At 63.0% G+C, this 13,699-nt stretch carries 10 protein-coding genes and 1 pseudogene; 5 read left to right on the forward strand and 6 right to left on the reverse strand.

The window, feature by feature from the left end:
• Positions 1-20: 20 nt before the first annotated feature.
• From AB4N92_RS10280 to pilG, 6 genes and pseudogenes are all read right to left on the reverse strand, one after another.
• Positions 21-475, reverse strand: a pseudogene (locus AB4N92_RS10280) (chemotaxis protein CheW).
• Complete coding sequence (locus AB4N92_RS10285; protein WP_460129994.1) at positions 468-6,272, reverse strand: Hpt domain-containing protein; 5,805 nt, start codon at positions 6,270-6,272, stop codon at positions 468-470. The pseudogene AB4N92_RS10280 and the gene AB4N92_RS10285 overlap by 8 nt, the downstream one beginning before the upstream one ends.
• A gap of 184 nt (positions 6,273-6,456) precedes the next feature.
• Positions 6,457-8,508, reverse strand: coding sequence for a methyl-accepting chemotaxis protein (locus AB4N92_RS10290; protein ID WP_010207214.1), 2,052 nt, complete (start codon positions 8,506-8,508; stop codon positions 6,457-6,459).
• Complete coding sequence (locus tag AB4N92_RS10295; RefSeq protein ID WP_010207215.1) at positions 8,505-9,029, reverse strand: chemotaxis protein CheW; 525 nt, start codon at positions 9,027-9,029, stop codon at positions 8,505-8,507. The genes AB4N92_RS10290 and AB4N92_RS10295 overlap by 4 nt, the downstream gene beginning before the upstream one ends.
• A 12-nt stretch (positions 9,030-9,041) precedes the next feature.
• Positions 9,042-9,407, reverse strand: coding sequence for a twitching motility response regulator PilH (gene pilH / locus AB4N92_RS10300; RefSeq protein ID WP_010207216.1), 366 nt, complete (start codon positions 9,405-9,407; stop codon positions 9,042-9,044).
• A gap of 46 nt (positions 9,408-9,453) precedes the next feature.
• The gene (gene pilG, locus AB4N92_RS10305; RefSeq protein WP_010207217.1) at positions 9,454-9,861 is read right to left on the reverse strand and encodes a twitching motility response regulator PilG; all 408 of its coding nucleotides are present in this window, start codon (positions 9,859-9,861) and stop codon (positions 9,454-9,456) included.
• 239 nt (positions 9,862-10,100) lie between these two features.
• Between pilG and gshB the strand changes: the two genes are divergently transcribed.
• The 5 genes from gshB (at position 10,101) to pyrR (ending at position 13,699) form a co-directional block, all read left to right on the forward strand.
• Complete coding sequence (gene gshB, locus AB4N92_RS10310) at positions 10,101-11,054, forward strand: glutathione synthase (protein WP_010207218.1); 954 nt, start codon at positions 10,101-10,103, stop codon at positions 11,052-11,054.
• 77 nt (positions 11,055-11,131) lie between these two features.
• Positions 11,132-12,037, forward strand: coding sequence for an energy transducer TonB (locus AB4N92_RS10315; RefSeq protein ID WP_010207219.1), 906 nt, complete (start codon positions 11,132-11,134; stop codon positions 12,035-12,037).
• A gap of 67 nt (positions 12,038-12,104) precedes the next feature.
• Positions 12,105-12,674 carry a YqgE/AlgH family protein gene (locus AB4N92_RS10320; protein ID WP_010207221.1) on the forward strand — a complete coding sequence of 190 codons (570 nt, stop codon included), beginning with the start codon at positions 12,105-12,107 and terminating at the stop codon, positions 12,672-12,674.
• Positions 12,674-13,111 (forward strand): Holliday junction resolvase RuvX, encoded by a 438-nt coding sequence (ruvX, locus tag AB4N92_RS10325; protein WP_003195067.1) that lies wholly within the window; start codon positions 12,674-12,676, stop codon positions 13,109-13,111. Before AB4N92_RS10320 ends, ruvX begins: the two co-directional genes overlap by 1 nt.
• Before the next feature lie 81 nt (positions 13,112-13,192).
• Positions 13,193-13,699 (forward strand): bifunctional pyr operon transcriptional regulator/uracil phosphoribosyltransferase PyrR, encoded by a 507-nt coding sequence (pyrR, locus tag AB4N92_RS10330; protein ID WP_010207223.1) that lies wholly within the window; start codon positions 13,193-13,195, stop codon positions 13,697-13,699.

Genomic DNA, 13,699 nt, shown 5'->3' on the forward strand with positions numbered 1-13,699 from the left:
AAGCCGGCTCCTACAGGGATCTATGCCAAACCGGATTCGACCAGCAGGGCCTCAAGCCCCATGAGATCCGGCACCCTCGCCACATGCTCCCCCACCTGCACCGCCGCCAACTCCAGCGAGCACAGCGGCACGTCCACGTAACTCAACTCACTGTCGAGCTTGTACGAGCGTGGAATGCCCTGGATCACCAGCGCAATAAACTTCAACGTCGGCCGCCCACCCAACGCATTCAACACCACGATCCGCGAGCGTTCGCCGGTTACGCTCGCTTCGCCGCACACCGCTTCAAAGCTGATCAGTGGTATTTGCCGATCGCGCCAGGTCACTTGCCGCAAATACCACGGGGGGCATCGCTGGCCGGTTCGCCGCGCTGGAAGTCGATCAATTCGGCAATGGCGACGTTAGGCAACACCAGGTGGCGGTCGGCCAGGGGCAGCAGCAGGCCGGTGAGTTGGCTGGTGCGGTGGTCAAGCATGGGACTTGCTCCAGTAGGCGATGCTTTCGAGCAGCACCGACTCTTGGTACGGCTTGCCGAGGTAGTCGTTGACGCCGATGGCCATGGCGCGGTCGCGGTGTTTCTGGCCGGTGCGCGAGGTGATCATGATGATCGGCAGGCGCATCAACCGGGGGTCGTTGCGCACTTGGGTGGCGACTTCAAAACCGTCCATGCGTGGCATTTCGATGTCGAGCAGCATCAGGTCCGGGGTGTGTTCTTCGAGCACAGCGAGCGCGTCGATGCCGTCTTTGGCGGTGAGGACGTTCATGCCGTTGCGCTCCAGCAGACGGCTGGTGACTTTGCGCACGGTGACGGAATCATCCACTACCAGCACCAGCAACGGGCGCTTTTTCAGCGGGTCGTTGAGGATCAATGGCAGGTCAGCCGTTTGCGCCGGCAACGCGGGTTGCCGCGCACGGATATGCGCCAGCAAGTCGATAATCAGCACCACGCGGCCATCACCCAGGATCGTCGCACCCGACAAACCCTGCACACCGGCAAACTGCGGGCCCAGGCCTTTGACCACAATCTCCCGCGTACCGGCCATGGCGTCCACATGGATGGCCACGCGCCGCTCGTTGCACTGCACCAATAGCACCGGGACCGGTTGATAGTGGCCCAGCAGTTTCGGGCGGCTGACGGTGTGCAGCAGGTCGCCCAAGTAAAACAGCTCGTAGCGCTGCCCGGCGTATTCATATCGCGGCGGGTCTTGCTGATAGTGCCCGGCCAGCTCATGGGGCAGCACGCGCACCAGGCCTTCGATGGTGTTGAGCGGAATCGCGTATTGGTCGTCTGCACACTGCACCATCAATGCGCGGTTGACCGACACGGTGAACGGCAAGCGAATGCGAAAGTGCACGCCTTCGCCCGGCGTCGAATCGATGACCATCGAGCCGCCCAACTGACGCACTTCCTCATGCACCACGTCCATGCCCACGCCGCGACCGGAAATCTGCGTGATCTTTTCCGCCGTGGAAAACCCCGGTTGCAGGATGAACTGCAACACGTCGCGGTCGCTGATGTCTTGATTCGGGTCGAGCAACCCACGCTTGATCGCCTTGCGCCGCACGGCCTCCAGCGGAACGCCGGCGCCGTCGTCACGCATGTCGAAGACGATGTCGCCGCCTTCGTGGGTCAGGTCCAGGGTGATGCGACCTTTTTCCGGCTTACCAGCCAACAGCCTTGCGTCGCGGGATTCCAAGCCATGGTCCACGGCGTTGCGCAGCATGTGTTCCAGCGGCGCGGCCATGCGCTCCAGCACGTTGCGGTCCATCTCCCCCTCGGCGTTGCCGACGATAAACTCCACGTCTTTGCCCAACTCCTCCGCCACCTGACGCACGATGCGCTTGAGGCGCGGCAACATGCGTTCGAACGGCACCATGCGCGTGCGCATCAGGCCTTCCTGCAACTCGGTGTTGATGCGCGCCTGTTGCTGCAACAGGTCGTGGGCGTCCTCGTTGCGGCGCTCAAGGGTGTCCTTGAGGTCGAGCAGGTCGGAGGCGGACTCGGACAGCGCGCGAGACAGTTGCTGCAACTGCGAATGACGGTCCATTTCCAGCGGATCAAAGTCTTCATAGCCCAGGCGCTCGGCTTCGGCTTGCTGGCGGCTGAGGATGCGGCCCTGGGTTTCAGTGTCGAGGCGTCGCAGTTGGTCGCGCATGCGCTCGATGGTGGTTTCCACTTCGGTGAGGGCGATGCGTGCGTCGTTGACTTGTTGTTCGATGCGGCCACGGAAGATCGAGGTTTCACCGGCCAGGTTGACCAGGTCGTCGAGCAGCTCGGCAGAGATCTTCACCATATCGGCCATCGGGTCGACGACGGCCTCCGCCTTGCCTGCAGGCAGCGCCACCGGCGTCACCGGTTCGTCGCTCGGATGTACCAGGGTTTTGATGCGCTCGATGAGCTTGTCCACCGAACCGACCGGCAAACCATCCGCCACCGCGTCGATCATCTGCGCCAAACGGTCGTGGCAGCCTTGCAGCAACGCGAACAGCTCCGGGGACGGCGCGAGCAAACCAGCGGACAGGCCTTCGTAGAGAAACTCCAGCTCATGGGCCAGGTCGCCGATGGGCGCGATCTCGACCATACGTGCGCCGCCCTTGAGGGTATGCAGGTCGCGCAGCAGGGTTTCCACTTCTTGGCGATTGCCCGGCTCTGCCTGCCAGCGCGACAGCGCAGCACTGGAACTGTCGAGGATGTCGGCGGCTTCTTCGAGGAAGATATCCAGCAGCTCAGGGTCGGCGCCGGACGCTGGCGGTGCGGCGGCCGGTGCCGCTGGCGCGCTGCCCTGGCGCAACGCCCGCACCCTGGCGATCAGCTCGACACTGTCGCTCAGCGGCTGGTGATGGTGCAGTTCTTCAAGCTGCAAGGCGAGGCGTTCATGGCTCGCCATCAGCACGTGGGACAGTTCGGCAGTGTAGCTGTAGCGGCGGTCCACCAGCCCTTCGTACAGGCATTCCAACTCATGGGCCAGATCGCCAATGGCCTCGATTTCAGCCATGCGCGCACCGCCCTTGAGGGTGTGCAGGTCGCGTTGCAGCGACGACAGCGGTGCGGCGTTGTCGGGCTCCAGCAACCAGCGCTTGAGCGACTGCCCGGCGCTGTCGAGGATGTCCACGGCTTCCTCGAGGAAGATCTCGACGATCTCGTCGTCCCTCTCCGTTTCGTGATCCAACTGCTGTGTGGCGGCGCCCAGTTCGGAAACACTCAACACCCGGCTGCCGTCGCTTTTGATCAGGCCGGTGGCGGACGGGTCGAGGGCTTCATCCAGCAGCTCGCGCAGGGCTTCGACGCGGGCTGGCGCCGGGCTGATTTCCTGGCCGGCGGCCAGTTGGTCGAGCATGCTGATCAGCGCTTCATGGGCCTGTTCGGCCTCATGGAAAAACCGCTCACTGACGGCCAGGCTGCTTTCCTCAACAGCGCCATACAGGTCGAGCAAGGCTTCACACAGTGCATCGATGGCGTGCAGGTCAGCGACGTGTGCGCCCTCCCCCAAGGTGGTCAGTTCGTCCAGCAGCGCGGTGAGTTCCTGGCGCTCGCCGGGGTGTTGCTGCCAGCGACGCAGCAGGTTTTCGGCATCGAGCAGGATGTCCATGCCCTGCGCGAGGAAGTTGGCGATCAGCTGAGGGTCGCGCTTGATGCGCACGTCGAGCAGCGCTTCAAGCTGATGATCCAGTAGGCTTTGGGTACGGTTGATCAAGTCCTCTGCACCTTTGATCGGCGCCAGGGGATCGCGGTCCAGATCGCGTAAACCCCGTTGAAACAGACCTTCGGCTTCCAACAGCAACTCCACCTCGTCCAGGTCCAGCGGCAGGCGGTGGGCCTTGTATTCGCGGGTCAGGTGGTCGAGCGGGCGGGCCAGCTCGGCGATCGGCAACACGCCCGCCATGTAGGCGCTGCCCTTGAGGGTATGCAGGGCGCGTTGCAGTTCATCGCTGACTTGCAATGGCACGTGCTCGGCGGCCTGGTGCAGGAAGTGATTGAGGCTGTCCAGATGGCTCTGGGCTTCGTTGCGGAAGATCTCCAGCAGCATCGGGTCATGAGGCTCGGCGGCCGGCACCGGCATGCCGCTGGCCAAGGCGTGGGCGCGGGCGGCCAGGGCGTCGACCTCATCCCTTTGGCGCTGGTCGTCGATGGCAAAGTCAGCGATCAACTCCGGCAGCAAGGCCACCGCTTCATCCAGTACCTGCTGCACGTCGGGGCCAAGGGTCACGCTACGCTCGAGCACACGGTTCAGCAGGTTCTCCACCGCCCAGGCCAGCTCGGCCAAGACCAGGGCGCGGACCATGCGGCCGCTGCCCTTGAGCGTGTGGAAGGCACGGCGCATTTCGCCCTGGGCGATTTTGTCCGCGCTGTTGGGTAGATTGCGGTGCAGCACCTCAAGCACTTCGTCGGTCTCTTCAAGGAAGACCTCGCGCAGTTCATCGTCGATGGGTTCTTCATCGGCCGGCGGCGGCAGCAGGCTGCCGGGGCGCTGGAGGGCGGGCGGGTTAAGGCGCGACGTGGGACTGGCCAGCGCGTCGAACTGCGACTGGCTCGGCGTAACCTCCACCGCACGTGCTCCGTCCGGTGCAACCAGGGCTTGGCGCCAGGGTTTCTCGGCAGGCAGGTAACCCAGCGCCGCCAGGCCGTGCGTGGCCAGCTCCAGCACCCGTTCCCCTGCGGCATCGGGGTCTTGGAGCATCCGTTCGAGGTAGTATTCCAGGCTGCTGATCACATCGGCGAAATGCGCCAGTTGCCCCTCGGAGGGTGGTGCGTCGTTACCCATCAACTGTTCATCAACATAATCCGTGCAGCCGCGCATCAGGCTTGCCGCGCGGGGCAGCGGAATCATCGCCAAAGCGCCGCGCACCTGGCTCAGCAGCTCCGGCAGGGACTCAAGGCGTTGGCGGTCCCAGTCGGCTTCAATGCAGTCGATCACCAGCTCCTTGGCTTGCTTGAGGCACTGGCAGGATTCACGGATCACCAACTGATGGATCTGGGTCAGGTCGGTGGTGGGCAGGCGGTTTTCTTCGCGGCTTTCCGGCTCGACGGTACCGACCATGCCTGCCAGTGTGGCTTCGACGTAGAGCAACGCGCCGGCGACGTCCATCAGCACTGCGTCGTTGGGTTCGCGTTGGCCTTGAACCAGGCTCAACACCACGGCGAGTTGGTCGATGATGACTTTACGCGGCTGGCCGAAGCCCAGCACCGCCAGGGTATCGGCGATCTGCCGCAGCGGCGCGAGCAACGCATCGAGGTCGCTGGTGTGCTGGCGGTCACTGCGTACGAACAAATCGAGGCGTTCCTTGACCCGCACCAGCTCTTCACACAAGGCCCCCAGCACCGAGCCCATGGCGTTGCGGTCCGGCCCGGCCAGGCGGGCGCGTTCGGCGTCGACTAACGCACTGTCGGGCAAGGCTTCATCCAGGCCGTAGCGCTCTTTCAGGCTTTGCATGCGCGGCGTCGGCCGGGTGACCTTGGCGACATAGAACAGCAGGCTCTTGAGCAGCTCATCCGGTGCCGGCTGGTTGATCCCGCCGATGCCCTGGGCCAGCAGGCGCTTGAGTTGTTTGTCGCTGGCCTTGAGCAGGCTGCGCAGCGCCGGGCTGTTAGCGATCACGCCAGTGAGCATGCCTTCGACCAGTGCCGAGGTGACTTGCCACAGCGGCAACAGCGGCGCGCCTTGGCACAGCGTTTCAAGGCGCGCGAACACCCGCGCCATGTCTTCCAGGTTGCTGGGCCCATGATCTTCGCGCAGCAGCCCGGCAAGGGCCTGTTGCAGCAGTTGATGCCACTGGCGCAGTTGCTCTTTCAGGTCGGGCACCGCGCGTTGGGCCAGGGCCTCGTCGGGCAGCGGCGCTATCGTCAGCAGTTGCGGGCTGAACAGGCTGGTCTCCGACAGCAGGCTTTCGCCGTGCGCGCTGCGCAGGTCATTGAGCAGTGGCAACACCACCAGCGGCAGGTCGCGGCGGGCGCTGTGCACGCGGTCCAGGTACAGCGGCAACTGGTTGAGGGCCTGTTGCAGCAGGCGGATGCTTTCGTCGCGCTGGCTGACGCCTGCGGCTTGCAGGGCCAGGGCCAGTGCTTCGATTTCCTCGGCGAGCAAGGCTGCGCCGTAGAACTCGACCATTTGCAACGCGCCATGCACTTGGTGGACAGCGGCCAGGCACTCGCTGATGGCGTCTCCGTCGCTGGTTTCGACATACGCGTCCAGCGCCGAACGGGCCTGTTTCAGGGTTTCGGCAATGTCGCCCTTGACCCATTCGAGGGCCACGTAGTCGTGCCGATCAACCATAACTGCTCCGCTTAGAATTCGTGGGTTGCTGATGTTGCCAAGATCTCCCGACTGGTGGAGATCAAATTTGGGAGCTGGCTTGCCTGCGATAGCGGTGGGTCAGCAACACATCTGTATCTGACAGACCGCTATCGCAGGCAAGCCAGCTCCCACAGTTGGACTGTGGTGTTCTTCAGATAGCATTTCAATCATTGACCTGCTTGGGCGGCGGGAGGGTGAACCCCGACACCGACCGGCGCAACTGGCTAGCCATTTTCGCCAGGTTGCCAATGCTTTCAGCCGTCGCCGTGGAGCCCGACGAGGTCTGGGTGGTGATCTGCTGGATCACATTCATCGTCAGGGAAATCTGCCCCGCCGACGAGGTCTGTTGCTGCGCCGCGTTGGAGATGCTCTGGATCAGCGCCGCCAGGGTTTTCGACACGCCTTCGATCTCTTCCAGCGCCACCCCGGCGTCCTGGGCCAGCCGCGCACCGCGCACCACCTCGGTAGTGGTCTGCTCCATGGAAATAACCGCTTCGTTGGTGTCGGCCTGGATCGCCCGTACCAGGGTTTCGATCTGCCGGGTGGCCGCCGATGAGCGCTCGGCCAGGCGCTGCACTTCATCGGCGACCACCGCAAAACCGCGCCCGGCATCCCCCGCCATGCTCGCCTGGATCGCGGCGTTGAGGGCGAGGATGTTGGTCTGGTCGGCAATGTCGTCGATCAGGCTGACGATGTCGCCAATCTCCTGGGACGACTCGCCCAAGCGTTTGATGCGCTTGGCGGTGTCCTGGATCTGCTCGCGAATGTTGTCCATGCCGTGGATGGTGTTGTGCACCACCTCGTTGCCCTTGTTGGCGATTTCCACCGAGCGCTCCGCTACCGCCGAGGACTCGGCGGCGTTGGCCGAAACCTGATCGATGGACTGGGCCATCTGGTTGATTGCGGTGGAAGCTTCAGCGATCTGCTGGGCCTGATGCTCCGACGCCTGGGCCAGGTGCATGGCGGTGGCCTGGGTGTCCTGCACCGCACCAGCGACTTGCCCGGCGGTCAGGTTGATGGTGGCGACCAGGTCGCGCAGTTGGTCGACGGAATAGTTGATGGAGTCGGCGATGGTGCCGGTGAAGTCTTCGGTCACCGAGGCGGTCACTGTGAGGTCGCCGTCGGCCAGGTCTTCGATTTCATCCAACAGACGCATGATCGCGTTCTGGTTGCGTTCGTTCTTCTCGGCAGTTTCGTGCAATTGGCGGTTGGTCTCGCGCACCATCACCAGGCCGATCAGGATGATCGAGGTCAGCGCCAGAAGGCCCAGCACATAGCCGCCGATGGTGTCGAAGCTGCGCCCGCTGGCGAGGTTTTCAAACCCGGTGGCCAGGTGCGAGGCTTCCTCAAGCAGCGTTTGCGACAGGTTGAAGATATTGCTCGCCGAGGCTCGCACCTGGAACAACTGCGGCGAGGTTTCGAGGATTTCATCCACGGAGCCGGAGACAAACTCGAACAGCTCGGCGATTTCCGTCAGGCGTGCGCGGGCGTCGCGGTCTTCGACCTGGGTGATGCGCAGGCCGGGGTTGCCCTGGAGCATGCCGCTGAGCACCTGGCCAAAGCGGTTGGCATCACGGCCAAAGGCGTCGGCGGCCTGCACGGCGGTTTCGTCGCCGGCCAGCACGGTGTTCACCGCGCCAAGGATGCGTTCGGCCAGCAGTGATTGGCGCTGGGCCAACGCTACTTGGCTGGCCGGCGCGCCACGCTGCAGGAGGATGTCAACGACCTTTTCCGACTCCATCTGCAGTTGCGGCACGGTTTCGGCAAGGGTCGCCGCCACCTGATGCAACGACAGCACGGTCTGCTCACTGGCGAGGATCGCATCGGTGTTCTTCAGCAGCGCTTCCCAGTCGGTCTGTACCGCGCGCATCTCGGCGCGTACGGCGCTGGGTGCGGCAGGCAGGCCGGTTTGCGGATCACCTTTTTTCAGGTAACCCCAGCGCTGGGCGAAGTCGTTGCGCGCCTCCCCCAGCAACTTGAACGCAGCCGCCTTGCCGGCGGCGGCTTCGGTGGCGTTCTTGGCAATGCGCTGGGACAGCACGCGCAACTCACCGGCGTGGCCAATGTACTGCTTGTCATAGGTGGACTGGGTGTTGAGGTAGGCGAAATTGGCGAACAGCAACATGATGAACACGATCAGTGCAATGAATAGCACGACGATCTGCGAGCGACTGCGCGAGCCGGCCTGGGGTTTTGGCGTGGTAGCGGTGGTCATGCGGCAACATCCATGAAGCCAGGGGCCTGGGCCAGAGCGAAGGGGCTGAAGACCTGCCACAGCGGGTCGCCATCGAACCGGCCCTGGATAAACGGAGCGGCGGGGGCGTCGTTGGCCAGCCATGCGTCTTGTGCGAAATGCTGCATCCCCATCACCTCGTCCACCAGCAGCCCCACAAACAGGTCGTTATATTCCACCACCAACACCCGCCGCTGTTTGCCCGCCTTGGACAGCTCAAGGCCGAGAAAGCCGCCCAGGTCCATTACCGGCAGCAAGCGCCCACGCAGGTTGGCCACGCCCTTGACCCAGGCCTTGACCCCGGGCATCAGCGTGCAACGCGGTTCATGCAGGACTTCGGCGACTTCGCCCATGGGCGCAACATACCAATGCTGGCCCAGGCGAAAGCCGATCCCGCTCCAGCGTTGCAGGCGGGTTTCCTGGGACGGCAGGTCAGCCGCCAGCAGACGGCAACGTTGGTCGATGCCCAACAGCAGCTCGAAGGCGGTTTGCGACTCGGTCATGATGGCGGACCGTCAGCCGGCCAATACCTTGTTCAGGGTGGCAATCAGGGTTTCTTCGTCCACCGGCTTGGTCAGGTAATCCTTGGCGCCCTGGCGCGCGCCCCAGATCTTGTCGGTTTCCTGGTCCTTGGTGGTGATGATGATGATCGGGATGCCGTTGGTTTCCGGCTCCTTGGACAGCTGGCGGGTGGCCTGGAAGCCATTCAGGCCAGGCATCACGATGTCCATCAGTACGGCGTCGGGCAGTTCCAGGCGGGCCAGGGCCACGCCATCCGCGCCGTTTTCGGCCTTGAGGACTTGATGGCCATGCTTTTCCAGCATGCCCGTCAGTTTGTACATTTCGGTCGGCGAGTCGTCGACGATCAGAACACGTGCCATGGTTTTCCCCACTACATAGGTGGACGCCGGCCCTTGTGAGGCGGCGTCAGTGTGCTTGTTCTACTGCGGCGAACCCCGGCACGTAGGCCTTGATCGCACCCAGCAGTTCGTCCTTGCTGAAAGGCTTGGTCAAAAACTGATCGACACCGACAATGCGCCCCTTGGCCTTGTCGAACAGGCCGTCCTTGGAGGACAACATGATCACCGGGATCGACTTGAACGCCGGGTTGTTCTTCACCAGTGCGCAGGTCTGATAGCCATCCAGGCGCGGCATCATGATGTCGACAAAAATAATGTGCGGGTGATGATCGACAATCCGGGCCAGGGCATCGAAACCGTCGATGGCCGTGATGACATCGCATCCCACATTCTTCAACAAAGTTTCAGCGGTGCGGCGGATCGTCTTCGAATCGTCGATCACCATCACTCTCAAGGCGTTGGAATGCTGTTCCATATCTGCTCTGCCATCGCCACAGCGAATCGGTTTTCGGTGTGTACTGCCTGATGTTGCACAGGATGAGCGCCACAAGCCTTGGAATTCAAGGGCTGCTGCGCCGTGGCAGTCTTTTTAGCACAGTCTCCGGACGCAATCTATCGAGCAACCGGCCAGGTGGTTTTTCCTTGACCCACAACAGCCACAGCGCCACTCTGACGCCACTTTTATGCGCCCTAATTTGCTAGAGGAAATCCCCCATGAGCGTTCGCGTCGGCATTGTCATGGACCCTATCGCCAGCATTTCCTATAAAAAGGACAGCTCGCTGGCCATGCTCCTGGCCGCCCAGGCCCGCGGCTGGACCCTGTTCTATATGGAACAGCGCGATCTTTACCAGGGCGACGGCGAGGCCCGTGCACGCATGCGCCCGCTGCAGGTGTTTGCCAACCCGCAGAAGTGGTTCGAGCTTGCGGATGAAATCGACAGCCCGCTGAGCGATCTGGACGTGATCCTCATGCGCAAGGACCCGCCGTTCGACATGGAATTCGTCTACTCCACCTACTTGCTGGAGCAGGCGGAGCGCGCCGGGGTGCTGATCGTCAACAAGCCGCAGAGCCTGCGCGACTGCAATGAAAAGCTGTTCGCCACCCTGTTCCCACAATGCACGCCGCCGACCGTGGTCAGCCGCCGCGCCGACGTGCTGCGTGAGTTCGCCGCCAAACATGGCGATGTGATCCTCAAGCCGCTGGACGGCATGGGTGGCACCTCGATCTTCCGTCACCGCGCGGGCGACCCGAACCTGTCAGTGATCCTGGAGACCCTGACCGCCCTGGGCACCCAGCAGATCATGGGGCAGGCCTACCTGCCGGCGATCAAGGACGGCGACAAGCGCATCCTGATGATCGACGGCGAGCCGGTGGATTACTGCCTGGCGCGCATCCCGGCGGCCGGCGAGACCCGCGGCAACCTGGCGGCCGGTGGTCGTGGTGAAGCACGCCCTCTGTCGGACAAGGACCGTTGGATTGCAGCCCAGGTCGGCCCGACCTTGCGTGAAAAGGGCTTGCTGTTTGTCGGCCTGGACGTGATCGGTGAGCACCTGACTGAAATCAACGTCACCAGCCCGACCTGCATCCGCGAGATCGACAATGCGTTTGGCACCAACATCGGCGAAATGCTGATGGCCGCCATTGAGCGCAAGCTGCAAGCCAAGTGATATAGAACAGCCGGACACGCACCAACATTGCGCTATCATGCCCCACCTGTGAAACGCGCGATGTTGGTTTTTTTGTCATGACACTCCCGTCCGAGCTGCCCCCCGAACTCTCCCACAGCGGCGTGCGCCCGGCTGATCGGCTCGGTTTTACCCTGTTTCTGGCAGCGTTGATTCATCTGGCCCTGATCCTCGGCGTGGGTTTCACCATGGTCGAGCCCAAACAGATCAGCAAAACCCTGGAAATCACCCTCGCCACGTTCAAGAGCGAAAAAAAGCCCGAGAAAGCTGATTTCCTCGCCCAAGACAACCAGCAGGGCAGCGGCACCCTCGATAAAAAGGCGGTACCCAAGACCACCGAGGTCGCACCGTTCCAGGACAACAAGGTGAATAAAGTCACCCCGCCGCCGGTGCCCAAGCCGGAGGTCAAGCAGGCCGCGCCCAAGGCTGCGGTGACCACCGTCGCGCCCAAGCCGCAGAAAGCCCCGACCCAGCGCGAAAAGACCAAGACCGAACCCACGCCCGAGCCCGTAAAGCCGGCACCGACATTCGACAGCTCGACGTTGTCCGACGAGATCTCCAGCCTCGAAGCCGAACTGGCCAATGAACAACAGCTGTACGCCAAGCGCCCGCGCATCTACCGGTTGAACGCGGCCTCGACCATGCGCGACAAAGGCGCCTGGTATAAGGACGAATGGCGCAAGAAGGTCGAGCGCATCGGCAACCTCAACTACCCGGAAGAAGCCCGGCGTCAGCAGATTTACGGCAATTTGCGTCTATTGGTTTCAATCAACCGCGACGGCACGTTATATGAAGTGCAGGTGCTGGAATCGTCCGGCCAACCGCTGCTGGACCAGGCCGCCCAGCGCATCGTGCGCCTGGCCGCGCCCTTCGCGCCGTTCAGCGGCGATTTGAACGACGTCGACCGCCTGGAAATTATCCGCACGTGGAAGTTCGCCAAGGGCGATCGGTTGTCGAGCAATTGATGACAATTGCCACCTGCGGCCCATCACCAGCTTGTCAGTTCGCCCCTCCACCGCCACACTATCGAACATGAAAAACGTCAGCCCGACCTACCTCAAGCATCAATTCCTGATCGCCATGCCCCATATGGCCGACCCGAACTTTGCGCAGACCTTGACCTACATCGTCGAGCACACGGCCAATGGTGCCATGGGGCTGGTGGTCAACCGCCCGCAGGAGCTGAACCTGGCGGACATCCTTGAACAACTGCGCCCGGAAGTCGACACACCGGCCCGTTGCCAGGGTGTGCCGATCTACATCGGCGGGCCAGTGCAGACCGATCGTGGTTTTGTGCTGCACCCGACGGGGCCGAAGTTCCAGGCCACGGTCGATCTGGACGGTGTGTCGCTGTCCACCTCCCAGGACGTGTTATTCGCCATCGCGGACGGTGTAGGCCCCGAGCAGAGTGTGATCACCCTCGGATACGCGGGCTGGGAAGCCGGCCAATTGGAAGCCGAGCTGGCCAGCAATGCCTGGCTGACGTGCCCCTTCGACGCGGAAATCCTGTTCAACACCCCCAGCGAACTGCGCCTGGAAGCGGCTGCCGCCAAGCTGCGGGTCAACCTCAGTTTGTTGACCAGCCAGGCGGGGCACGCCTGATGGCTTTACGTCTGATCCTCGGCTTTGACTACGGCACCAAACAGATCGGCGTCGCGGTCGGCCAGGTGATCACCGGCCAGGCCCGCGAGCTGTGCACCTTGAAAGCCCAGAACGGCGTGCCGGACTGGAACCAGGTCGAGGCCCTCATTAAAGAGTGGAAACCCGATGCGGTCGTGGTCGGGCTGCCGTTGAACATGGACGGCACCCCCAGCGACATGTGCCTGCGCGCCGAAAAGTTCGCCCGCCGCCTCAATGGCCGCTACAACCTGCCCTTCTATACCCATGACGAACGCCTCACCACCTTTGAAGCCAAAGGCGAGCGCCGTGACCGTGGCGGACAGAAAGGCAGCTACCGCGACAATCCCGTGGACGCCATCGCCGCCGCCCTGTTGTTGCAGGGATGGCTGGATGAAAACACTGCTTTATTTGAATCCTGACTGACGCGGCTTGCCGCGTCTTTTTACGTTTGAGCCCGGACCTTGCAGGCCCCCGCCGCGCAAGGCCTTGAAGGAGCCACCATGAGCCTGCCGAACCCCGCCGAACTGATCAGCCAGATGGCCACAAGCCTCACGGCCCATCTGCAACACCGCTCTATCAGCGAGCCGCGCTTCATCGGCATTCGCACCGGCGGTGTGTGGGTGGCCCAGGCGCTGCTGGAAGCACTGGGCAGCGACTCGCCCCTCGGCACCCTCGATGTGTCCTTTTACCGGGACGATTTCAGCCAGAACGGCCTGCACCCGCAAGTGCGCCCGTCGGCCCTGCCGTTCGAGATCGAGGGCCAGCATCTGGTGCTGATCGACGACGTGCTGATGAGCGGCCGCACGATCCGCGCCGCCATGAACGAACTGTTCGACTACGGCCGCCCGGCAAGCGTGACCCTGGTGTGCCTGCTGGACCTGGATGCCGGCGAACTGCCGATCAGCCCGGATGTGGTCGGCGCCACACTGTCGCTGCAAGCCCACCAGCGGGTAAAATTGTCCGGTCCCACGCCGCTCGAACTCGAACTGCAAGACCTCGCCCTTTAA

The sequence above is a fragment of the Pseudomonas sp. S3_A09 genome (assembly GCF_054668065.1).

What these genes read in the sequence shown, in the direction of transcription:
- AB4N92_RS10285 (WP_460129994.1), bottom strand. Translation starts at nt 6,272, where the DNA reads ATGGTTGATCGGCACGACTACGTGGCCCTCGAATGGGTCAAGGGCGAC.
- AB4N92_RS10290 (WP_010207214.1), bottom strand. Translation starts at nt 8,508, where the DNA reads ATGACCACCGCTACCACGCCAAAACCCCAGGCCGGCTCGCGCAGTCGC.
- AB4N92_RS10295 (WP_010207215.1), bottom strand. Translation starts at nt 9,029, where the DNA reads ATGACCGAGTCGCAAACCGCCTTCGAGCTGCTGTTGGGCATCGACCAA.
- pilH (WP_010207216.1), bottom strand. Translation starts at nt 9,407, where the DNA reads ATGGCACGTGTTCTGATCGTCGACGACTCGCCGACCGAAATGTACAAA.
- pilG (WP_010207217.1), bottom strand. Translation starts at nt 9,861, where the DNA reads ATGGAACAGCATTCCAACGCCTTGAGAGTGATGGTGATCGACGATTCG.
- gshB (WP_010207218.1), top strand. Translation starts at nt 10,101, where the DNA reads ATGAGCGTTCGCGTCGGCATTGTCATGGACCCTATCGCCAGCATTTCC.
- AB4N92_RS10315 (WP_010207219.1), top strand. Translation starts at nt 11,132, where the DNA reads ATGACACTCCCGTCCGAGCTGCCCCCCGAACTCTCCCACAGCGGCGTG.
- AB4N92_RS10320 (WP_010207221.1), top strand. Translation starts at nt 12,105, where the DNA reads ATGAAAAACGTCAGCCCGACCTACCTCAAGCATCAATTCCTGATCGCC.
- ruvX (WP_003195067.1), top strand. Translation starts at nt 12,674, where the DNA reads ATGGCTTTACGTCTGATCCTCGGCTTTGACTACGGCACCAAACAGATC.
- pyrR (WP_010207223.1), top strand. Translation starts at nt 13,193, where the DNA reads ATGAGCCTGCCGAACCCCGCCGAACTGATCAGCCAGATGGCCACAAGC.